16 protein-coding genes, 2 tRNA genes and 3 rRNA genes are annotated in these 21,623 nt (G+C 54.1%); all 21 read right to left on the reverse strand.

Annotated features, from left to right (window positions below; translation table 11 throughout):
* Positions 1-64: 64 nt before the first annotated feature.
* Positions 65-823 carry a cytochrome c1 gene (locus BKP64_RS11595; protein WP_070970115.1) on the reverse strand — a complete coding sequence of 253 codons (759 nt, stop codon included), beginning with the start codon at positions 821-823 and terminating at the stop codon, positions 65-67.
* Positions 823-2,055, reverse strand: a complete 1,233-nt coding sequence (locus tag BKP64_RS11600) for a cytochrome b (RefSeq protein ID WP_070970119.1) — start codon at positions 2,053-2,055, stop codon at positions 823-825. The genes BKP64_RS11595 and BKP64_RS11600 overlap by 1 nt, the downstream gene beginning before the upstream one ends.
* A complete protein-coding gene (gene petA / locus BKP64_RS11605) occupies positions 2,055-2,648 on the reverse strand; it encodes a ubiquinol-cytochrome c reductase iron-sulfur subunit (protein ID WP_070970123.1) in 594 nt (197 codons plus the stop codon). Before petA ends, BKP64_RS11600 begins: the two co-directional genes overlap by 1 nt.
* A gap of 246 nt (positions 2,649-2,894) precedes the next feature.
* The gene (rpsI, locus tag BKP64_RS11610) at positions 2,895-3,287 is read right to left on the reverse strand and encodes a 30S ribosomal protein S9 (protein WP_070970125.1); all 393 of its coding nucleotides are present in this window, start codon (positions 3,285-3,287) and stop codon (positions 2,895-2,897) included.
* 12 nt (positions 3,288-3,299) lie between these two features.
* Positions 3,300-3,728 carry a 50S ribosomal protein L13 gene (gene rplM / locus BKP64_RS11615; protein WP_070970127.1) on the reverse strand — a complete coding sequence of 143 codons (429 nt, stop codon included), beginning with the start codon at positions 3,726-3,728 and terminating at the stop codon, positions 3,300-3,302.
* Positions 3,729-3,928: 200 nt separating this feature from the next.
* A complete protein-coding gene (locus BKP64_RS11620; RefSeq protein WP_070970129.1) occupies positions 3,929-4,714 on the reverse strand; it encodes a TatD family hydrolase in 786 nt (261 codons plus the stop codon).
* A gap of 22 nt (positions 4,715-4,736) precedes the next feature.
* Positions 4,737-6,317: a peptide chain release factor 3 gene (gene prfC, locus BKP64_RS11625; protein ID WP_070970132.1), complete on the reverse strand. Its 1,581-nt coding sequence runs from the start codon at positions 6,315-6,317 to the stop codon at positions 4,737-4,739.
* Positions 6,318-6,404: 87 nt separating this feature from the next.
* On the reverse strand, positions 6,405-6,890 hold the full coding sequence (rimI, locus tag BKP64_RS11630) for a ribosomal protein S18-alanine N-acetyltransferase (RefSeq protein WP_070970135.1): 486 nt from the start codon (positions 6,888-6,890) through the stop codon (positions 6,405-6,407).
* Positions 6,890-7,702, reverse strand: coding sequence for an alpha/beta hydrolase family protein (locus BKP64_RS11635; protein WP_070970138.1), 813 nt, complete (start codon positions 7,700-7,702; stop codon positions 6,890-6,892). Before BKP64_RS11635 ends, rimI begins: the two co-directional genes overlap by 1 nt.
* A 32-nt stretch (positions 7,703-7,734) precedes the next feature.
* A complete protein-coding gene (locus tag BKP64_RS11640) occupies positions 7,735-9,282 on the reverse strand; it encodes a 2-isopropylmalate synthase (RefSeq protein ID WP_070970140.1) in 1,548 nt (515 codons plus the stop codon).
* Between the two features lie 119 nt (positions 9,283-9,401).
* Positions 9,402-9,516 (reverse strand): 5S ribosomal RNA (rrf, locus tag BKP64_RS11645).
* 83 nt (positions 9,517-9,599) lie between these two features.
* A 23S ribosomal RNA gene (locus BKP64_RS11650) occupies positions 9,600-12,493 on the reverse strand.
* 350 nt (positions 12,494-12,843) lie between these two features.
* A tRNA-Ala gene (locus tag BKP64_RS11655) sits at positions 12,844-12,919 on the reverse strand.
* Between the two features lie 96 nt (positions 12,920-13,015).
* Positions 13,016-13,092, reverse strand: a tRNA-Ile gene (locus BKP64_RS11660).
* A gap of 89 nt (positions 13,093-13,181) precedes the next feature.
* Positions 13,182-14,721, reverse strand: a 16S ribosomal RNA gene (locus BKP64_RS11665).
* Together the 16S, 23S and 5S rRNA genes with 2 tRNA genes alongside form the textbook arrangement of a ribosomal RNA operon.
* Before the next feature lie 522 nt (positions 14,722-15,243).
* Positions 15,244-15,867: a protein-methionine-sulfoxide reductase heme-binding subunit MsrQ gene (locus tag BKP64_RS11670; protein WP_070970143.1), complete on the reverse strand. Its 624-nt coding sequence runs from the start codon at positions 15,865-15,867 to the stop codon at positions 15,244-15,246.
* Complete coding sequence (gene msrP, locus BKP64_RS11675) at positions 15,867-16,841, reverse strand: protein-methionine-sulfoxide reductase catalytic subunit MsrP (RefSeq protein WP_070970146.1); 975 nt, start codon at positions 16,839-16,841, stop codon at positions 15,867-15,869. Before msrP ends, BKP64_RS11670 begins: the two co-directional genes overlap by 1 nt.
* Positions 16,842-16,941: 100 nt before the next feature.
* Positions 16,942-17,793 (reverse strand): CDP-diacylglycerol--serine O-phosphatidyltransferase, encoded by an 852-nt coding sequence (pssA, locus tag BKP64_RS11680; protein ID WP_070970150.1) that lies wholly within the window; start codon positions 17,791-17,793, stop codon positions 16,942-16,944.
* A gap of 90 nt (positions 17,794-17,883) precedes the next feature.
* Positions 17,884-18,900, reverse strand: coding sequence for a ketol-acid reductoisomerase (gene ilvC, locus BKP64_RS11685; protein ID WP_070970153.1), 1,017 nt, complete (start codon positions 18,898-18,900; stop codon positions 17,884-17,886).
* A 65-nt stretch (positions 18,901-18,965) separates the two neighbouring features.
* Positions 18,966-19,457: an acetolactate synthase small subunit gene (gene ilvN, locus BKP64_RS11690; protein ID WP_070970156.1), complete on the reverse strand. Its 492-nt coding sequence runs from the start codon at positions 19,455-19,457 to the stop codon at positions 18,966-18,968.
* 2 nt (positions 19,458-19,459) lie between these two features.
* Positions 19,460-21,178 (reverse strand): acetolactate synthase 3 large subunit, encoded by a 1,719-nt coding sequence (locus tag BKP64_RS11695; protein ID WP_070970159.1) that lies wholly within the window; start codon positions 21,176-21,178, stop codon positions 19,460-19,462.
* Positions 21,179-21,623: the final 445 nt, after the last annotated feature.

Genomic DNA, 21,623 nt, shown 5'->3' on the forward strand with positions numbered 1-21,623 from the left:
CAAAATTCCAGCGGGCCGGTTAAATGCCCGCTGGAAATCAGGAAATGGGATTATACCCTATTTCTCAGTGTACGTCTTTCCAGTACTCACGGTTGAGCAAGTAGGCAAAGACGAAGAAGATCGCAACGAAGATCAATACGAAGATCCCCAGACGCTCACGCTCCACCTTGACCGGATCGGCCATGTACGACAGGAAGTTGGTCAGGTCATACATCGCCTGATCAAACTCCTCGGCAGACATACTGCCCTCAATGGCATACTCGGGACATACGTCCGCGTTATTGATATTGCCACTCAACGGCTCAACGCTTGGCTTTACCCCAATATGTGGTTCGACGGCACACAGCCCCTGCAAACCATACATCACGTGCGGCATGCCCACGTTCGGGAAAACCACATTGTTGACACCAAGAGGCCGGCTTTCGTCCTTATAGAACCCACGAAGGTAGGAATACACCCATGACTCGCCACGCAGTCGGGCTTCGAGAGTCAGATCAGGGGGAGGCGCACCAAACCAGCCCGCCGCCATGTCCTTGCTCATCGAATTCTTCATCAGCTCACCAATCTTGGCGCCAGTGAAGATCAGGTTCTCCTCATAAAGCTCTGCAGGGATCTCCAGATCGTCGGCAACACGCTTGTAACGGGCATACTCCATAGAGTGGCACCCCATACAATAGTTGGTGAACAGACTCGCGCCGCTCTGCAGCGATTCCTTGTTGGTGTGATCCGTCTCGATATGATCGAGAGGAACACCGGCGCCACCGGCTGCCAGCCCAAGAGCTGGCAGGATTGCGATGAAAAGACCAAAAATCAGCTTTCTCATTATCCTGTCACCCTCTCTGGTACTGGCTTGGTTTTCTCCATGCGTGTATAGAACGGCATAAGAATGAAGTAGAGGAAGTACAGCACTGTCAGAATTTGCGCGACAGTGGTGCGCCCTTCCGTCGCCGGAACCAGACCAAGGTAACCCAGAATAACAAAGCTTACGGCAAAAATCGCAAGGGCAATTTTACTGAGCCAGCCTTTGTAGCGCATGGATCGAACCGGACTCCTGTCCAACCAGGGCAGTACGAACAGGATGGCTATAGCGCCGCCCATTACAACCACACCCCAGAATTTGGCCGGCAACCCGAACAGGTCAACCGTAACTGCGCGAAGCATCGCGTAAAAAGGCGTGAAGTACCAGACAGGAGCAATGTGTGCCGGAGTCTTGAGAGCATTCGCTGGCTCAAAGTTTGGCTTCTCCAGAAACAGTCCGCCCATCTCAGGGAAGAAAAACACCACGACGAAGAAAATGAAGAAGAAAACCGCCACGCCTACAAGGTCGTGAACAGAGTAGTAAGGATGGAACGGGATACCGTCTTTCGGGATGCCATTCTCGTCCTTGTTTTTCTTGATATCGATACCGTCAGGGTTGTTGGAACCCACTTCGTGCAAGGCCAGGATGTGCAGAACGACCAGACCGAGAAGTACGATCGGCAGAGCCACAACATGCAGGGCGAAGAATCGGTTCAGCGTAATGCCGGAAATCAGGTAGTCACCACGGATCCATAACGACAGGTCGTCACCGATCACCGGGATAGCACCGAACAGGTTGACGATTACCTGGGCACCCCAGTATGACATCTGTCCCCAGGGCAGCAGATAACCCATGAAAGCTTCGGCCATGAGCACGAGGTAGATCAGCATGCCGAAAAGCCAGATGAGCTCCCGGGGCTTCTGGTACGAGCCGTACATCAGACCCCGGAACATGTGCAAATAAACCACGATAAAGAACGCGGAAGCACCGGTGGAGTGGAGATAACGCAACAGCCACCCCCACTCAACATCACGCATGATGTATTCGACCGAGGAGAACGCGCCTTCCGCCGAAGGGTTGTAACTCATGGTCAGCCAGATACCGGTGACCAACTGGTTAACGAGCACCAGCATCGCCAGCGAGCCAAAGAAATACCACACGTTGAAGTTCTTCGGCGCGTAATACTTGGCCAGGTGTTTGTTCCAGGCATCAACGACTGGCAGACGATCGTCTACCCACTGAATTAGCTTCTGCATTACGCTGCCTCCGGATCAAGACCAATCGTAAGGGTCACATCATCGTCGAAACGATAAGGCGGTACCTCGAGGTTCAGGGGAGCAGGCTGCGCCTGATAAACCCGGCCGGCCAGGTCGTAGTGCGAACCATGACAGGGGCAGAAAAAGCCGCCCAGCCAGTCTTTCCCCAGATCTGCGGGCGCCACTTCAGGACGGTAAGAAGGCACACACCCCAAGTGAGTACAGAGCCCGACCAGAACAGCGATCTCGGGCTTGATCGCCCGGTAAGCACCCTCAATGTACTGAGGCTGTTGCGGCTCTTCGGACTGAGGATCCTTCACCTGGTCATTCAACTTATCGATGTTTTCCAACATCTGATCGGTACGGCGGACAATCCAGACAGGTTTACCACGCCACGACACGGTAATTTGCTGGCCCGGCTCAATTTTGCTGATATTGACGGTTACCGGCGCACCAGCTGCTTCCGCCTTGGCACTGGGATTCCAGGATGCCACGAAAGGAACTGCCGCACCGACGACGCCGACTCCACCTACCACGGACGTAGCGCCGATCAGAAACCTGCGCCGGCCTTGGCTCACGTCGCCATTACTCATTATGGTTTTCTCCCATCAGGCGATGTCACAGCCCGCCAATCAGCCGGCAATGTACATCTAAAAGGACTTCACAACCCAAAAATGTAAGCGCCCAAATGGTAATGAAATTACCAGGGCCTTACAAGTCGGAAAGCCGCCGGGGGCGGCCCCCATCCCTGCGCCAGATCAATTTGATGTAAAAATCGTCCGACCATAAAAAAACCCGACCGAAAGGGTCGGGTTTTCCAGGGCTCTGCTCCAGCGCAATTAACGCTTGGAGTACTGAGGACGCTTACGCGCCTTGCGCAGACCCACTTTCTTACGTTCGACTTCACGAGCATCACGGGTAACGTAACCCGCTTTGCGCAGCGCCGGACGCAGAGTTTCATCGTAGTCCATCAGAGCGCGAGTCAGGCCGTGGCGAATAGCGCCTGCCTGACCACTGATACCACCACCCTTTACAGTGATATTGATATCAAAGCGATCGGAAGATTCAGCAACAACCAGTGGCTGACGAACGATCATACGCAGAGTCTCACGACCGAAGAAATCTTCGATAGTACGACCGTTGATGGAAATGTTACCGCTTCCCGGCTTGATGAAAACCCGAGCCGTGGATGTCTTGCGGCGACCAGTACCGTAATTTTGTGCTACAGACATATCCGCCTTCCGTTAAATGTCGAGTTCTTTGGGCTGCTGGGCTGCATGAGGGTGCTCAGCGCCGGCATAAATTTTCAGCTTCTTGAACATGGCTCGACCAAGCGGGCCCTTCGGAAGCATGCCTTTCACAGACTTCTGAATAATTTGCTCAGGCGCCTTGTCAACCAGCTTGTCGAAGCTGATGGACTTGATTCCACCCGGAAAGCCGGTGTGACTGTAATACATCTTGTCAGATGCCTTGTTGCCGGTAACCCGCACCTGGCCCGCATTGATAACAACAATGTAATCGCCAGTGTCTACATGAGGGGTATACTCAGGCTTATGCTTGCCCCGCAGACGACGGGCGATTTCGGTTGACAGACGACCCAGCGTCTTGCCGGCTGCGTCTACAACGTACCAGTCACGTTTTACTGTTTCTGGTTTCGCACTCAGAGTCTTCATTGATTCCGCCTTGAACGCTATATAAGAAACGTTAAAAACCACCGCCGGTAAATGCTTTGCATCCGGAAGCGATTCTGTACCTGTAATAAAGTCGGCAGTGACACTATTCGGGGCTGAGATAGTGGCATCGCCTTGAAAAGCCAGGGCGCGAAGTATACTCGAACCAAAAAAGAAAACCAACCCTGAGGGCGAGTGTTTCGCTATTCCCCTATAGCCCCGACATCCCAACCATACAGGCGGCAGACATTGGCCATCAGAATCGGCGTGAGCTGGCTGTCCGACATGCCCCGGAGGTCGGCCAATGCGCGAACAATCCGATCAAGAAATGCCGGCGAGTTCTGCCCCTTTGCCACCCCGGCGGGAGCCATATCAGGAGCATCGGTCTCAACAACCAGAGAGTCCAGTGGCAATCTGGCAATGGTATCCCGGGTTTTTCGGGCGCGAGGATGGGTGATAACACCACCAACCCCGATATAGCAGCCAAGATCGATCAGTTTCTTAGCCTGCTGATAGCTGCCGGAAAATCCATGCACAAGGGCCCGGCCGCTCCAGTTGGCGCGAGCCAGGACACCACACACTTCGTCATGGGTTTTTACAGAATGGATCACCAGCGGATGATCAAGTGTTAACGCCAGCCGCACCTGAGCCTCAAACCAGGGCCACTGCGCCTCCAGGTCGCCTTTCAGCCGATCCAGGCCGCACTCACCAATACCCACACAACTGTCACGACCCTGCTGAACGAGTTCACCAAGAACCTGCAAGTCGCTCTCACAATGCTCAGAGATGAACCAGGGGTGAATGCCAAGGCAATAATAGATGCCCGGATAAGCCTCTGCGGTTTCACGAACCCGCGACCAGTCCGCACGCCGCACCCCCGGGACTACCAGACCAGTCAAACCTTGCTTTCGGGCCTTCGCAAGCTCGCTTTCACGACAGCCGTCAAAACGCGGAAAATCAAAGTGGCAATGGGCATCGATGATCTGCACCTGGCACTCCGTTCCGGCAGACTTAATGCTCCCGGGTTTTGTGGAACTGGATATCCGGGTAACGTTCCTGCGCAAGATTCAGGTTGACCATGGTAGGGGCGATATAGGCAAGCCGGTCGCTACCGTCAAGGGCCAGATTGTCATTGTTCTTGCGCTGAAATTCGTCAAATTTGCGCTCATCCTTGCATGTCACCCAGCGCGCAGTTGCTACGTTGATGGGCTCATAGATCGCCTCAACCTTGTACTCACTCTTGAGGCGACTAACCACAACATCAAACTGAAGCACACCAACCGCCCCGACGATCAGGTCGTTGTTGCGCAAGGGACGAAATACCTGCACCGCCCCCTCTTCCGAGAGTTGAATCAACCCCTTCTGAAGCTGCTTCGCCTTAAGCGGATCCTTGAGGCGGATGCGGCGGAATAATTCAGGAGCGAAATTCGGAATGCCGGTGAACTTCATATCCTCACCAGCCGTAAAAGTATCACCCAACTGTATTGTGCCATGGTTATGCAGGCCAATTATATCGCCGGCAAACGCCTCTTCAGCGTGCTCCCTGTCTCCCGCCATAAAGGTCAGGGCATCCGAGAACCGGACATCTTTACCGATTCGTACGTGGCGAGCCTTCATTCCTTGGGCGTATTTACCGGACACAATCCTGAGAAACGCAACCCGGTCGCGGTGCTGCGGATCCATATTTGCCTGAATCTTGAAAACAAACCCGGAAAAGCCGTCTTCTGCAGGCTCAACCAAACGCAAGTCCGTTTCCCGCGGCTGCGGTTCCGGCGCCCATTCGATGAGGCCGTCGAGCATGTGGTCGACACCAAAATTGCCCAAGGCCGTACCGAAGAAAACTGGAGTCAGCTGACCAGCCAGGAACGCTTCCTGATCAAACTCATTTGAGGCCCCCTTGACCAGCTCAATCTCGTCCCTCAGGTCACTTGCGTATTCTCCAATGGCTTCATCCAGCTCTGGAGAATCAAGCCCTTTGATAATTCGGGTTTCCTGGATAGTGTGCCCCTGCCCGGACTTATAAAGGATCACTTCATCCCGCTGCAGGTGATAGACGCCTTTGAAGCTCTTGCCCATGCCAATGGGCCAGGTTATAGGCGCGCAGGCAATCTTCAAAACGTCTTCGACCTCGTCCATCAGCTCCACCGGATCACGAGTATCCCGGTCCAGCTTGTTCATGAACGTGAGGATAGGCGTATCACGAAGCCGCGTGACCTCCATCAGCTTGATGGTGCGCTCCTCGACCCCCTTCGCGCTATCGATGACCATTAGACAGGAGTCCACCGCCGTTAACGTCCGGTAGGTATCCTCGGAGAAGTCCTCGTGTCCCGGCGTATCCAGAAGGTTAACCAGCTTACCGCCATAGGGGAACTGCATAACAGAGGTAGTCACGGAAATACCCCGTTCTTTCTCCATTTCCATCCAGTCAGATTTTGCATGTTGCCCGGACTTTTTCCCTTTTACGGTACCGGCTTTCTGAATGGCCTGGCCAAACAGCAACACCTTTTCAGTAATGGTGGTTTTACCGGCGTCCGGGTGCGAGATGATCGCGAAGGTGCGGCGCTTGGCCACTTCCTGGGAAAGGTTCGACATAGTAGAAAGACAACCTGAATCAGATGTTCGGAAAACCCGCTATTATAGGGGTTAACAGGCCAAGACGCGACCGAAAGCAGTGCCAGCTCAATGGCCGAAACGAAGGGCCATGACGCGCGCGTCCTCTTTGCCATTTGCACAGGGATAGTATTGCGGACGCCGGCCGATCTCTATAAAGCCTTCACTGGTGTACAAGCCATTGGCAACAGCATTACTGATACGAACTTCGAGGATGACCTGCCAGATCTGTTCCCGGGACGCCTCGGCCAACGTATGGCGCAATAACATGCGAGCCGTCCCTTGCCCACGACTGTGGGGATGGACACAAAGATTTAATAAATGCGCCTCATCGAACATATAGGCAACCACCGCATATCCCACCAACGCGTCACCGTGAAAGGCAGACCACAGCCGATAGTTATCCCGGAAGCAGTCGCGGAAAACCGTTTCCGGCCAAGGGTGCGAGTAACCTTGTCGCTCGATGTCCAGAACGTCTGGCAGGTCGTCCTGAAGCAATTCCCGGATACAGAAATCGCTGTCCAGAACGGACCTGTAGGTATCCGGCTTTGACATCAGTTTCCTGCCAGGGACTTGATTTCCTGCCAGAGCTTGCGCTTCAATTCATGATTCGCGGCAAGCTCTGCCAGGGAATGCGGGAAAGTGACATTCAGCGAGACATCCTGGATCAGGTCAGCCAGGGAAAGATCCTTGTCTTCAGAGTCGACACTCCCCAACGCCAGCACATTTTGACCATCAAATTGCGACGTCACGTGACTCAGGACCGAGCGAAGATCAGACATCGAGTTGCCCGGCACAAGGCGATTATTAAACACCGGCCACCGGACACCTCCCAAACAAAAGGGCGATTCTTCACCGAGACTCCTGAGGATGTTCAAAGCAAGCGTCTCCTGCAAACGACCACTAGCCTCAGGGGACAATTCCGCAATCAAAGCGGTGCGCCGCCCCTTCCAGATCTGCAAATTCAGCCGAACGGAAAGACTTGCTGTCGTAGCCGTATTTGGATCCGTATCCTCTGCTGTCGCAACAAAGCTGAGCGATTCCCCGGCGACTTTTTCCGTTGGCTCCAAGTCAGCAACTGGCTCCTGATGAGGCTCGGGCGCACTATCCATAAGAGCCTGAAGGTTGGCAATCCGGGTCGCACCCGGCTTCTTGTCGAGTGCCGGTTTCACTGTTCGGTCCGCCCCCGGAACCGGATTCACTGGCACGGCACGCGGCGAAACCGATTCGGACTGCGCCCCACTCTCCTCCTCGGTAAACAAGAATTCGGGGCTTGGCGCAGCTCCCGGGAGCGGCCCACGGGCATACCAAAGCCGCACGCCTGCAATGCCAAGATAAAACTGTCGTTCTGTCTCCGACCGAACCATCAGATGCTTTCCTGCTTCCTCATGACGAACACTCAGACGTCCGCTACCTGAGGGTGCTGTCGTACCCCTCGACTGATAAGGTTCAGGGCTTCAATATATGCTTTGGCGGAAGCAATGATAATATCGGTATCAGCTCCTACACCATTCACAATACGGCCTCCCCGCTCCAGGCGGACAGTCACCTCTCCCTGAGCATCGGTACCGCTGGTAATGTTATTGACGGAGTAGAGCTGCAGGTTACAGCCTGAATCAACCAATGATTCGATGGCCTTGAACGTTGCGTCTACCGGACCGCTGCCCTCCGCGTCCACTTTGTGCTCCTTGCCATCGACAGTCAGGGTAAGATTTGCCTTGGGCACCACACCGGTCTCGGAACAGACCTGCATACACACCAGTCCATAACGGCCGATGTCTTCCTTCTGACGCGTGTCACTGGCGATTGCCTGCAGGTCCTCATCAAAAATCTCATGTTTCAGATCAGCGAGGGCCTTAAACCGGGTAAAGGCTTCGTTTAACTCGGTTTCCGTTTCGAACTGAATACCCAATTCAAGCAGACGAGTCCGGAACGCATTGCGACCCGAGTGTTTGCCAAGCACCAGACTGTTAGTGTGCCAGCCGACATCCTGGGCGCGCATAATCTCGTAGGTTTCCCGATGCTTTAAAACACCGTCCTGATGGATACCTGACTCATGGGCAAAGGCGTTGGCGCCGACAATCGCCTTGTTTGGCTGAACCGGAAACCCGGTAATGGTAGAGACCAGCCGAGAAGCAGGCACGATATGCTGGGTATCAATCCGGGTGTCAATGTTGAAGAGGTCCTGACGGGTGTGCACGGCCATCACTATCTCTTCAAGCGCCGCATTGCCTGCCCGCTCACCCAGGCCATTGATGGTGCACTCAACTTGCCGCGCACCTTGACTCACTGCCGCCAGAGAGTTGGCCACAGCAAGCCCAAGGTCATTGTGGCAATGGACCGAAAAAATGGCTTTGTCTGCATTGGGAATACGATTAAATAACTGTCGGATGGTTTCACCAAATTGCTCGGGAATGGCATAGCCAACAGTATCCGGAATGTTAATCGTCCGTGCCCCCGCATCAATGGCCGCCTCAATAATGCGACAGAGAAAATCAAGCTCCGAACGCCCCGCATCCTCACATGAGAATTCAACGTCATCGACGTGGCTGCGTGCGCGCTTGACAGCACGAACGGCTTGTTCGACTACGTCGTCTGGCTGCATTTGCAGCTTGTGCTTCATGTGAATCGGCGACGTTGCAATAAACGTGTGAATCCGGCCACGGAGTGCAGGCTGAATCGCCTCCGCGGCACGATCAATATCCTTGTCCAGTGCCCGGGCAAGGCTGCAAATCGTCGAGTCCTTGATTGACTCAGCAATGGCTTTTACAGCATCAAAATCCCCTTGACTGGCGATTGCGAACCCCGCTTCGATGACGTCGACCTTGAGTTTCTCCAGAGCTTTCGCAATACGGAGCTTTTCGGTCTTGTTCATGGTTGCGCCGGGGCTTTGCTCTCCGTCGCGCAGCGTGGTGTCGAAGATAACCAGATGGTCTTGGGCGGGCATTCGTGTGCTCCATCAGATAGTGTGGCTCGATACAACGGGAGTATACCACTCACTCAGAGTTTTTAGAGGCCATAAAAAAACCCCCAACGGTATTCCGCTGGGGGTTTTTGGTATTAAGAGTCTGACGATGACCTACTCTCACATGGGCAATGCCACACTACCATCGGCGCAGGCCTGTTTCACGTCTGAGTTCGGGATGGGATCAGGTGGTTCCAAGCCGCTATGGTCGTCAGACAAAACGGTTGATCACTGGGGGACGAGATGGAAACGGGTGATGTTGATTTCGTTGCGCTATCCGCAATTGTCTTGGGTGTTATATAGTCAAGCCGCACGAGCAATTAGTATCGGTTAGCTCAACGCCTCGCAGCGCTTACACACCCGACCTATCAACGTCCTGGTCTTGAACGGCTCTTCAGGGACCTCGAAGGTCCAGGGAGATCTCATCTTGGAAGGGGCTTCCCGCTTAGATGCTTTCAGCGGTTATCCTATCCGAACATAGCTACCGGGCAATGCGTCTGGCGACACAACCCGAACACCAGCGGTTCGTCCACTCCGGTCCTCTCGTACTAGGAGCAGCTTTCCTCAAATCTCCAACGTCCACGGCAGATAGGGACCGAACTGTCTCACGACGTTCTAAACCCAGCTCGCGTACCACTTTAAATGGCGAACAGCCATACCCTTGGGACCGGCTTCAGCCCCAGGATGTGATGAGCCGACATCGAGGTGCCAAACACCGCCGTCGATGTGAACTCTTGGGCGGTATCAGCCTGTTATCCCCGGAGTACCTTTTATCCGTTGAGCGATGGCCCTTCCATACAGAACCACCGGATCACTATGACCTACTTTCGTACCTGCTCGACGTGTCTGTCTCGCAGTCAAGCGGGCTTGTGCCATTACACTAACCGTACGATGTCCGACCGTACTTAGCCCACCTTTGTGCTCCTCCGTTACGCTTTGGGAGGAGACCGCCCCAGTCAAACTACCCACCACACAGTGTCCTCAACCCCGATAAGGGGTCCAAGTTAGAACCTCAAACATGTCAGGCTGGTATTTCAAGGTTGGCTCCACGACGACTGGCGTCGCCGCTTCAAAGCCTCCCAGCTATCCTACACAAACATGCTCAAAGTTCACTGTGAAGCTATAGTAAAGGTTCACGGGGTCTTTCCGTCTAGCCGCGGATACACCGCATCTTCACGGCGATTTCAATTTCACTGAGTCTCGGGTAGAGACAGCGCCCCCATCGTTACGCCATTCGTGCAGGTCGGAACTTACCCGACAAGGAATTTCGCTACCTTAGGACCGTTATAGTTACGGCCGCCGTTTACCGGGGCTTCGATCAAGAGCTTCGCACGAATGCTAACCCCATCAATTAACCTTCCGGCACCGGGCAGGCGTCACACCGTATACGTCCACTTTCGTGTTTGCACAGTGCTGTGTTTTTAATAAACAGTCGCAGGGGCCTGGTATCTTCGACTGGCTTCTGCTCCACCCGCAGGGGCTTCACATACCACCAGCGTGCCTTCTCCCGAAGTTACGGCACCATTTTGCCTAGTTCCTTTACCCGAGTTCTCTCAAGCGCCTTGGTATTCTCTACCTGACCACCTGTGTCGGTTTGGGGTACGGTCTCGAATAGCCTGAAGCTTAGAAGATTTTCCTGGAAGCAGGGCATCAATGACTTCCCGCCCTAAAAGGGCAGTCGTCGTCGCGTCTCAGGATTGTGGACCCGGATTTGCCTAAGTCCACTCCCTACTCGCTTAAACCGGGACAACCGTCGCCCGGCTCACCTAGCCTTCTCCGTCTCTCCATCGCAGCTATCCAAGGTACGGGAATATTAACCCGTTTCCCATCGACTACACCTTTCGGTCTCGCCTTAGGGGCCGACTCACCCTGCGCCGATTAGCGTTGCGCAGGAACCCTTGGTCTTCCGGCGTGCGGGTTTTTCACCCGCATTGTCGTTACTCATGTCAGCATTCGCACTTCTGATACCTCCAGCATGCTTCTCAACACACCTTCGCAGGCTTACAGAACGCTCCCCTACCCCGCATACAAAGTATGCAGCCGCAGCTTCGGTGACCAGTTTGAGCCCCGTTACATCTTCCGCGCAGGCCGACTCGACTAGTGAGCTATTACGCTTTCTTTAAAGGATGGCTGCTTCTAAGCCAACCTCCTAGCTGTCTGAGCCTTCCCACATCGTTTCCCACTTAACTGGTACTTGGGGACCTTAGCTGGCGGTCTGGGTTGTTTCCCTCTTCACGACGGACGTTAGCACCCGCCGTGTGTCTCCCGGATAGTACTCACAGGTATTCGGAGTTTGCATCGGGTTGGTAAGTCGGGATGACCCCCTAGCCGAAACAGTGCTCTACCCCCTGTGGTATTCGTCCGAGGCGCTACCTAAATAGCTTTCGGGGAGAACCAGCTATCTCCGGGCTTGATTAGCCTTTCACTCCGATCCACAAGTCATCCCCTGGCTTTTCAACGACAGTGGGTTCGGTCCTCCAGTTGATGTTACTCAACCTTCAACCTGCTCATGGATAGATCGCCCGGTTTCGGGTCTATGCCCAGCGACTAAATCGCCCTATTCAGACTCGGTTTCCCTACGGCTCCCCTAAACGGTTAACCTCGCCACTGAACATAAGTCGCTGACCCATTATACAAAAGGTACGCCGTCACAGAACAAGTCTGCTCCGACTGCTTGTACGCATACGGTTTCAGGATCTATTTCACTCCCCTCACAGGGGTTCTTTTCGCCTTTCCCTCACGGTACTGGTTCACTATCGGTCAGTCAGGAGTATTTAGCCTTGGAGGATGGTCCCCCCATATTCAGACAGGATACCACGTGTCCCGTCCTACTCGATTTCACTAAACTCAGGTTTCGGATACGGGGCTATCACCCACTATGGCGGCACTTTCCAGAGCCTTCTCCTACCAGTTGTTTAGCTTAAGGGCTAATCCCCGTTCGCTCGCCGCTACTTAGGGAATCTCGGTTGATTTCTTTTCCTCGGGGTACTTAGATGTTTCAGTTCCCCCGGTTCGCCCCTTACACCTATGTATTCAGTGCAAGGTACCTGGCCGAAACCAGGTGGGTTTCCCCATTCAGAAATGTCCGGATCACAGCTCGTTTGCCAGCTCCCCGAACCTTATCGCAGGCTTCCACGTCTTTCATCGCCTCTGACTGCCAAGGCATCCACCGTATGCGCTTAGTTGCTTGACTATATAACCCCAAGACAACTGATCTGGACTTCAACATGAACAAGAGCCCCGACACCACCGAAGTGACACCAGCTTTCCCATCCAGGATGAGGTTCAGAGACAGTCGCTCGAAGTCATATACAACCACTTCAACGACAACACCGGATAACGCTTGAAATCGTTATCACTCTGATCAATGAATTCCGGAGATAATGGAATCCATCAATCGTGTTTCTATCTCGTCCAATTTGTTAAAGAGCAAATCTGACCCAGTGATCAGAAAGAAGAACTTCACCCAACAACCGCTGTCATCGTGATGAAATGCTTGTTTCTGTACACTGATCGCAACCCGAAGGTTCGTCAGTAGAGTTTTGGTGGAGCTAGGCAGGATCGAACTGCCGACCTCCTGCGTGCAAGGCAGGCGCTCTCCCAGCTGAGCTATAGCCCCATTCAAGCTATTACAAGAATTGTTCAGATCTAGGCGTGTTCGGGCGCCGCATAGCCTGCTATGCAAGTCCGGACACAACGACGAGCTGGACAATTCTGGTGGGTCTGGGTGGACTTGAACCACCGACCTCACCCTTATCAGGGGTGCGCTCTAACCACCTGAGCTACAGACCCAATGGTACGGGCCTGATAGACCCATCTGCTCTCTTTATTAATCAACCAAGTAATTCGTGTGGACTCTGACCGAAGCTTTCGGCTTCGTTTAAGGAGGTGATCCAGCCGCAGGTTCCCCTACGGCTACCTTGTTACGACTTCACCCCAGTCATGAACCACACCGTGGTAATCGTCCTCCCGAAGGTTAGACTAACTACTTCTGGTGCAATCCACTCCCATGGTGTGACGGGCGGTGTGTACAAGGCCCGGGAACGTATTCACCGTGACATTCTGATTCACGATTACTAGCGATTCCGACTTCACGGAGTCGAGTTGCAGACTCCGATCCGGACTACGACGCGTTTTGTGAGATTAGCTCCCCCTCGCGGGTTTGCAGCCCTCTGTGCGCGCCATTGTAGCACGTGTGTAGCCCTGGCCGTAAGGGCCATGATGACCTGACGTCATCCCCACCTTCCTCCGGTTTGTCACCGGCAGTCTCCCTAGAGTTCTCAGCCGAACTGCTAGCAACTAGGGATAGGGGTTGCGCTCGTTACGGGACTTAACCCAACATCTCACGACACGAGCTGACGACGGCCATGCAGCACCTGTGTCAGAGTTCCCGAAGGCACCAATCCATCTCTGGAAAGTTCTCTGCATGTCAAGGCCAGGTAAGGTTCTTCGCGTTGCGTCGAATTAAACCACATGCTCCACCGCTTGTGCGGGCCCCCGTCAATTCATTTGAGTTTTAACCTTGCGGCCGTACTCCCCAGGCGGTCAACTTAGTGCGTTAGCTGCGCCACTAAGGATTCAAGATCCCCAACGGCTAGTTGACATCGTTTACGGCGTGGACTACCAGGGTATCTAATCCTGTTTGCTCCCCACGCTTTCGCACCTCAGTGTCAGTGTTGGTCCAGGTAGCCGCCTTCGCCACTGGTGTTCCTTCCTATATCTACGCATTTCACCGCTACACAGGAAATTCCACTACCCTCTACCACACTCTAGCCTGACAGTTCGAAATGCCGTTCCCAGGTTAAGCCCGGGGCTTTCACATCTCGCTTATCAAACCACCTACGCGCGCTTTACGCCCAGTAATTCCGATTAACGCTTGCACCCTCCGTATTACCGCGGCTGCTGGCACGGAGTTAGCCGGTGCTTCTTCTGTGAGTAACGTCAAGGCTAGCCGATATTAACGACTAACTTTTCCTCCTCACTGAAAGTGCTTTACAACCCGAAAGCCTTCTTCACACACGCGGCATGGCTGGATCAGGGTTGCCCCCATTGTCCAATATTCCCCACTGCTGCCTCCCGTAGGAGTTCGGGCCGTGTCTCAGTCCCGATGTGGCTGATCATCCTCTCAGACCAGCTACGGATCGTCGCCTTGGTAGGCTCTTACCCCACCAACTAGCTAATCCGACTTAGGCTCATCCAATAGCGCAAGGTCCGAAGATCCCCTGCTTTCCCCCGTAGGGCGTATGCGGTATTAATCCGGGTTTCCCCGGGCTATCCCCCACTACTGGGCAGATTCCTAAGCATTACTCACCCGTCCGCCGCTCGTCAGCGGGGTGCAAGCACCCCCTGTTACCGCTCGACTTGCATGTGTTAAGCCTGCCGCCAGCGTTCAATCTGAGCCATGATCAAACTCTTCAGTTTAAATCATACAAGAATCCGAAGATTCTCTATTCTTGCTCAAGACAAAACTCAATTTCGACGAGTCACTGTCCTGATATTTCATATCCGAAATACCTCGGCCAGCGCCCACACGAATTACTTGGTCAATTTTTTAAAGAGCGTTTGAGCTGTTGCTCAATCAAGGTGGCGTATTCTACATCGAACCGCCGCCCTGTCAACCGTTTATTTTCCGTCGTCCCCGTCTCCGGAAATCGCCGAAAAACTGACCGGCTTACTGCTTGTTTCGAGGAGCGCATTCTACAGCGAATCGCTTTCCTGTCAACCGCTTTCTGAAGAATCTTGAAACTCAATTTCTTCAGCGCTTTCAAACAGTTACTCCCTCAAGAAGCCGCTGTCTCAGTGGCTTGTCCCTCAGAAGAGATGCGCATTCTACAGACGTGAGGAGAACTGTCAACGTGGTTTTTAAACTAATCACTAAATGTAGCGGTTTCCACCTACAAAAGAGCTAACCACCACCCCGAATTGATCAGAAATCAACCCGATTCACTCCTTTTTCAGAGGAATCAGGGTAGACCACCCCGACCAGTAACCACGGAGCGCCAGCAGAACCAGAACAACCAGTCCGTATAAAACCATCTCGCCGACATCACTTCTGGCCTGCCAGATGAAATGGATCCATGCGACGACAACGGATAGATAGATCAACCGGTGCAATCGCTTCCAACCACCACCAAGCCTCCGCACCATTGTTTTGGTAGAAGTCACCGCCAGGGGAACCAGACACATGAAGGCTACTGCGCCAGCGATAATGTAGGGGCGCTTGGTGAACGCCGCCCACAAGTCAAACCATCCGACGATGAACTGAAGAAACGCCAAAATGTGCAGCGCTGCATAAAAGAAGGCATACAAGCCGAGCATTCTTCGAATGCGAAGCCAGCCACCCCACTTTGTCCACCGCCTCAGCGGTGTCATACACAAAGTCGCAAGCAGCAACTGAAATGCTGCAATCCCCAGAGACTCGGTGACCGCTTGCCCCGGATCAGGCCCCAGCCCGGCGGCAAAAAAATTCCGAACCAACAGCATCAAAGGCAACGCGGCAATCACCGCCGCGCTCAGCCGGAAGGTCAGCAGAAACCCGGGACTGCGGCGCCAATCAAACCCGGACATCAGTAGAATTTCTGCAGATCCATGCCCTTGTAAAGGTGCGCAACCTGGTCGCCGTAGCCATTGAACTTTTCTGTTTCAATCCAGTTGGGAGAGAGCAGCCCCGAAGGCAGACGCCGCTCACGCTTCTGACTCCAGCGAGGATGGTCCACCTCCGGATTAACATTGGCATAGAAGCCGTACTCCCGGGGCGCGATCATTTCCCAGGTCGTTTTAGGCCGCTCTTCCTGAAACCGAATCTTCACAATCGACTTGATGCTCTTGAACCCATACTTCCAGGGAATAACCAGCCGGATCGGCGCACCATTCTGTTTTGGAATCGTTTTCCCATAGAGCCCGACCGCGAGAAAGGCGAGCTCGTTCATGGCTTCATCCATGCGAAGGCCTTCCTGGTAGGGCCAGTCGATAGTGCTGAATAGAGACCGCTGCGCCCGCATCTGCTCAGGATCATGGAGTGTTTCGAAGTAGACATACTTTGCCCTTGAATTAGGCTCAAACCGCTTCAAGACATCCGCAAGCGAGACACCGACCCAGGGGATGACCATTGACCAGGCCTCCACACACCGAAGGCGGTAAATCCGCTCTTCGTAATCATGTGGCTTCAGGATATCCTCTAGCGCGTAGGTTCCAGGCCTGTCGCACTCGCCCTCGACGGCAATCGACCAAGGATCGACAGACATCTCATTCGCATATTTGGCGGGGTCATCTTTTCCTGTACCAAACTCATAAAAATTATTGTAGCGGATGACATCTTCGTAAGGGGTCTTTTCTTCGCTGGTCGACAATCCGGGGGCAGGAACATAACTCAGGGACTCCCCCTGAACCGGCAGTGCGGCAGCTGACAACAGACCGGGCATCGCAAGGCCTGCCGCGCCGGCGACAGCACCGGACATGAATTTTCGTCGATTGAGAAAGATGCGCTCGGGCGTAACGCAGGACCGGGGAAGCGCCCAGGAAGGCTGTTTTTTGATAAACATCGAAACACTCCGTTCAAGCTACCAAAGAATCTGGCACTGAGAAGGTTGACCGGGGGTTCCGTGCAAAATTCCCGGGCCACTGGGGCCCGGTGCATTTTACCTAGGCTGAATCTCCCTGCGCACGACGAGGCTTTCTTCTAAACAACGCACGGAGAGGACCGGACAACGCATAAATCAGGAATCCGGTAAAGAGTACGGTTGCCGGATCAAGTGCGATCACAACGAACATTAACACCACTAGCAAAATCGCAGCGAAGGGTACCCGCCCTCGCATATCGAGATCCTTAAAACTGCGGTAGAGGATATTGCTGACCATCATTACACCAGTACCGCCCACCACAATAATGGTGAGCAGCGTCAACCAGGACGCCGGCTCAAACTGGTGGAAGCACCATACGAGGCCGGCCACACACGCTGCGGCGGCCGGGCTGGGCAGGCCAACAAAGTACTTCTTGTCCACAGACCCGATCTGGGTGTTGAAGCGGGCCAACCGCAGGGCGGCACCGGCAACATAGATGAAGGTAATCGCCCAACCAGCCTTTCCAAGGCCGTTCAGCGACCAGAAAAATGCCACCAGGCCGGGCGCAACGCCAAAAGCGACCATATCAGCCAGGGAGTCATACTCCTCGCCGAACTTGCTCTGGGTATTGGTCATTCTGGCGACGCGACCATCAAGCCCATCGAGAATCATGGACACGAAAATCGCAATGGCAGCGTTATCAAACATCCCGTTTGCCGCTGATACAATGGCATAGAAGCCGGAAAACAGAGACGCGGTCGTGAGCGCATTGGGGAGCAGGTAAATGCCTTTTCGGCGCACTGGTGCTCCTTCAACCAGCTCTTCCTCAACCACTTCCCCGGCTTCGATTTCGTATTCCGAGGCATGCTTTTCGCTTTGTTCCGCTGAGGCACTCTGTGCGTCAGCGTCGGCAGATTTTCTTTTGTCGGTCATTCCCATTACTCCGGAAAGCATTTGGGCGGAGTATATACGAAAAACGCGGCCACCCGGGCCGCGTTTTTCAGAACACGCTGAAAAATCAGCTTAGTTCTTGTCCTTGTCTACGATCTTGTTCGCAGAAATCCATGGCATCATGCCACGCAACTTTTCACCCACGATTTCGATCTCGTGAGCTGCATTCTGGCGACGACGTGCGGTCATGGAGGGGTAGTTGTGGGCACCTTCGGAGATGAACATCTTGGCATACTCACCGCTCTGGATGCGCTTCAGGGCATTGCGCATGGCTTCGCGTGACTGCTCGTTGATGATTTCCGGGCCAGTCACATACTCCCCATACTCCGCATTATTGGAGATGGAGTAGTTCATGTTGGCGATACCACCTTCGTACATCAGGTCGACGATCAGCTTCAGTTCGTGGAGACACTCGAAGTAGGCCATCTCAGGCGCGTAGCCGCCCTCAACCAGGGTCTCGAAAGCGGCCTTAACCAGCTCAACGGTGCCACCACACAGGACGGCCTGCTCACCGAACAGATCAGTTTCGGTCTCGTCCTTGAACGTGGTTTCGATGATACCGGTACGACCGCCACCGATGCCACTGGCATAAGACAGGGCGAGATTCTTGGCGTTGCCAGATGCATCCTGGAAAAGAGCAATCAGGTCAGGAATGCCGCCTCCACGGGTAAATTCGGTGCGGACAGTATGGCCCGGCGCCTTGGGAGCAATCATGATGACGTCCAGATCCTTGCGCGGAACGACCTGGTTGTAATGGATAGCGAAACCATGAGCAAATGCCAGCGTGGCACCCTGCTTCAGGTTCGGCTCAATCTCGGCGCTGTAGAGCTGTGCCTGAAACTCATCCGGAGTCAGCACCATAACCACATCCGCAGCGGCGACAGCCGAAGGCACATCGGCGGTTTTCAGGCCGTATGCTTCAGCCTTGGCGATAGAGGAAGAACCCGGGCGAAGACCAACCGTTACGTCAACACCTGATTCCTTCAGGTTGCATGCGTGAGCATGCCCCTGGGAGCCGAAGCCGATGATGGCAACTTTCTTGCCCTGGATGATGGAAAGATCGCAATCCTTATCGTAGTAAACCTGCATGACAAACCTCTGTATATTTGTAATGGCCGCACAAGGCCATGATGTTCGAACTCTGTGAATAGCCGTTACAGACTGAGTACTTTCTCGCCGCGGGCGATGCCGGAAACACCGGTACGCACCACTTCCAGCACACCCGAAGTACCGACAGCCTGAATGAATCCGTCCAACTTCTCACTGTCACCCGCCAGCTGCACGGTGTACACCGAGCTGGTAACGTCGACAATCTGGCCCCGGAAAATATCCACGGTGCGCTTGATTTCGGCACGCTGGGATCCCGTAGCCTTCAACTTCACCAGCATGAGCTCACGCTCAATGTGGGAGCCTTCGGTCAAGTCCACCAGCTTGACCACCTCAATCAGCTTGTTGAGCTGCTTGGTAATCTGCTCAATAACCTTGTCAGACCCGGTGGTCGTCACCGTCAAGCGGGACAGTGTCTCGTCCTCGGTCGGCGCCACGGTCAGCGTCTCTATGTTGTAGTTACGCTGGGAGAACAGCCCGACAACCCGCGAAAGCGCCCCGGGCTCGTTCTCAAGCAAAACAGAAATGATTCGACGCATGATCACACCCTCTCTGTCTTGCTGAGCCACATGTCTTTCATGGAGCCACGAGCGACTTGCATCGGATAGACGTGCTCAAAGCGGTCTACGTATATGTCCACGAAAACCAGCTCGTCCTTCATCGCCAGCACTTCTTTCAGCTTGGCTTCCAGATCGGCCTTCTTGTCGATCAGAACGCCCTTATGGCCATAAGCTTCCGCCAGCTTTATGAAATCCGGCAAAGACCCCATGTAGGACTGGGAGTGACGGGACTCGTAGTTCATATCCTGCCACTGCTTGACCATGCCCAGCGCCTGGTTGTTCAGGTTGATGATTTTCACCGGCAGATTGTATTGCTTGCAGGTAGACAGCTCCTGGATATTCATCTGGATACTGCCCTCACCGGTGATGCACAACACTTCGTCATCCGGGTGTGTCAATTTAACGCCCATCGCGGCTGGCAAACCAAAGCCCATGGTGCCCAGACCACCGGAGTTGATCCAGCGATTGGGCTTATCGAACTTGTAGTATTGCGCAGCAAACATCTGATGTTGCCCGACGTCAGATGTCACAAACGCTTCACCGTTCGTGAGCCTGCACAGCATTTCGATGACTTCCTGGGGCTTGATGACATCGTCGCTGGTTTCATAGCGCATGCCGTGGAAGGCACGCCACTCTTCAATCTGCTTCCACCAGGCAGCCAGCGCATCCGCGTCCGGCTTTTCCTTACTTTCCTTTGCCAGCGACAGCATTTCCTTCAGGACCGCATCAACCGGACCAACGATAGGCACGTCCGCATCAATGGTCTTCGAGATGGACGCCGGATCGATGTCGATATGGATAATGCGGGCACCCGGGCAGAACTTCTCGGTTGCGTTGGTAACCCGGTCATCAAACCGCGCCCCGACACAGAGGATCAGATCCGAGTGATGCATCGCCATATTGGCTTCATAGGTACCATGCATACCGAGCCAGCCCAGATGCTGCTTGTCGCTGGCCGGGTAGCAACCGATGCCCATCAAGGTGTTGGTGATCGGATAACCCAGGAGACGAACCAGCTCGGTCAACTGATCAGAAGCTTTACCCAGAATGACGCCACCGCCTGCGTAGATGATCGGCCGGCGTGCCGCGAGCATCATATCCACTGCTTTCTTGATCTGGCCGGCATGACCGCGAATCGCAGGGTTATAGGAACGCAGCTTGACCTTCTTGGGATACGAATACTCATACCGTTCGTTCGGTGTCGTCATATCTTTGGGGATATCGACAACCACAGGGCCAGGGCGACCTGTCGCGGCAATGTAGTACGCCTTGCGGACCACCTCGGGGATTTCTTCCGGATGACGCACACTGAGGTTGTGCTTCACCACAGGCCGCGAGACACCGATCATGTCGGTTTCCTGGAAGGCGTCTTCGCCAATCAGTGTGGATGCAACCTGACCGCACAGGACAACCATCGGAATGGAATCCATGAAAGCGGTGGCTATGCCGGTAATAGTGTTGGTGGCTCCAGGACCCGAGGTCACCAGCACGGTGCCCGGCTTTCCGGTCGCGCGCGCATAACCGTCGGCCATGTGGACCGCGGCCTGTTCGTGCCTTACCAGAATGTGCTTGACTTTATCCTGCCTGAACAGCGCGTCATATATATGAAGCGCTGCACCACCCGGATAGCCGTAGATGTATTCGATCCCTTCGTCCTGCAGGGAGCGAATAAGCATGTCGGCACCAGACAATAACTCCACGATTTTCTACCCTCTTCATATTCATACGAGTGAATGAGCCGGGTTTAAACCCGGTTGCCTGGATTCACGGTTTTCCAGCTTCTTGTGAAAGCGGAACCGGCTACTCCTCCACACCTTGTAAGAGGTTATCTCCTGGCCAGCCGCCCTCCTGAGGGTTGCGGAGAACGGCCAATCAATGGGTTGCAGTATGCAACAACCATCCCGCGACAACGGCGCGGTGCGTTCAGTGTGGTGATTAACGGGGGATACTCGCTCGGGATTGCCTGCCGTATTGACCCCAGTCTTCAGGCGATTGGTAATTCTGACAGCGCGAAACTCCCTGTCAATAGGCGGTGCGGCTTAATAACACCATTATGACCAAAGGTCTGCCATACTTGGACCGTTTCCGGATCAAAGATTTGAACCAGACAGAAGAAAAACGGCCAAATGAATGGCATGATGTGTT

It is taken from the genome of Marinobacter salinus (genome assembly GCF_001854125.1).
GTDB lineage: Bacteria > Pseudomonadota > Gammaproteobacteria > Pseudomonadales > Oleiphilaceae > Marinobacter > Marinobacter salinus.

Excerpts from the sequence above, each read along its gene's own strand:
- BKP64_RS11600 (WP_070970119.1), bottom strand. The coding sequence starts at position 2,055 with ATGCAGAAGCTAATTCAGTGGGTAGACGATCGTCTGCCAGTCGTTGAT.
- prfC (WP_070970132.1), bottom strand. The coding sequence starts at position 6,317 with ATGTCGAACCTTTCCCAGGAAGTGGCCAAGCGCCGCACCTTCGCGATC.
- rplM (WP_070970127.1), bottom strand. The coding sequence starts at position 3,728 with ATGAAGACTCTGAGTGCGAAACCAGAAACAGTAAAACGTGACTGGTAC.
- ilvC (WP_070970153.1), bottom strand. The coding sequence starts at position 18,900 with ATGCAGGTTTACTACGATAAGGATTGCGATCTTTCCATCATCCAGGGC.
- rpsI (WP_070970125.1), bottom strand. The coding sequence starts at position 3,287 with ATGTCTGTAGCACAAAATTACGGTACTGGTCGCCGCAAGACATCCACG.
- pssA (WP_070970150.1), bottom strand. The coding sequence starts at position 17,793 with ATGACCGACAAAAGAAAATCTGCCGACGCTGACGCACAGAGTGCCTCA.
- BKP64_RS11635 (WP_070970138.1), bottom strand. The coding sequence starts at position 7,702 with ATGGTTCGGTCGGAGACAGAACGACAGTTTTATCTTGGCATTGCAGGC.
- msrP (WP_070970146.1), bottom strand. The coding sequence starts at position 16,841 with ATGTTTATCAAAAAACAGCCTTCCTGGGCGCTTCCCCGGTCCTGCGTT.
- petA (WP_070970123.1), bottom strand. The coding sequence starts at position 2,648 with ATGAGTAATGGCGACGTGAGCCAAGGCCGGCGCAGGTTTCTGATCGGC.
- ilvN (WP_070970156.1), bottom strand. The coding sequence starts at position 19,457 with ATGCGTCGAATCATTTCTGTTTTGCTTGAGAACGAGCCCGGGGCGCTT.
- BKP64_RS11595 (WP_070970115.1), bottom strand. The coding sequence starts at position 823 with ATGAGAAAGCTGATTTTTGGTCTTTTCATCGCAATCCTGCCAGCTCTT.
- BKP64_RS11640 (WP_070970140.1), bottom strand. The coding sequence starts at position 9,282 with ATGCCCGCCCAAGACCATCTGGTTATCTTCGACACCACGCTGCGCGAC.
- rimI (WP_070970135.1), bottom strand. The coding sequence starts at position 6,890 with ATGTCAAAGCCGGATACCTACAGGTCCGTTCTGGACAGCGATTTCTGT.
- BKP64_RS11670 (WP_070970143.1), bottom strand. The coding sequence starts at position 15,867 with ATGTCCGGGTTTGATTGGCGCCGCAGTCCCGGGTTTCTGCTGACCTTC.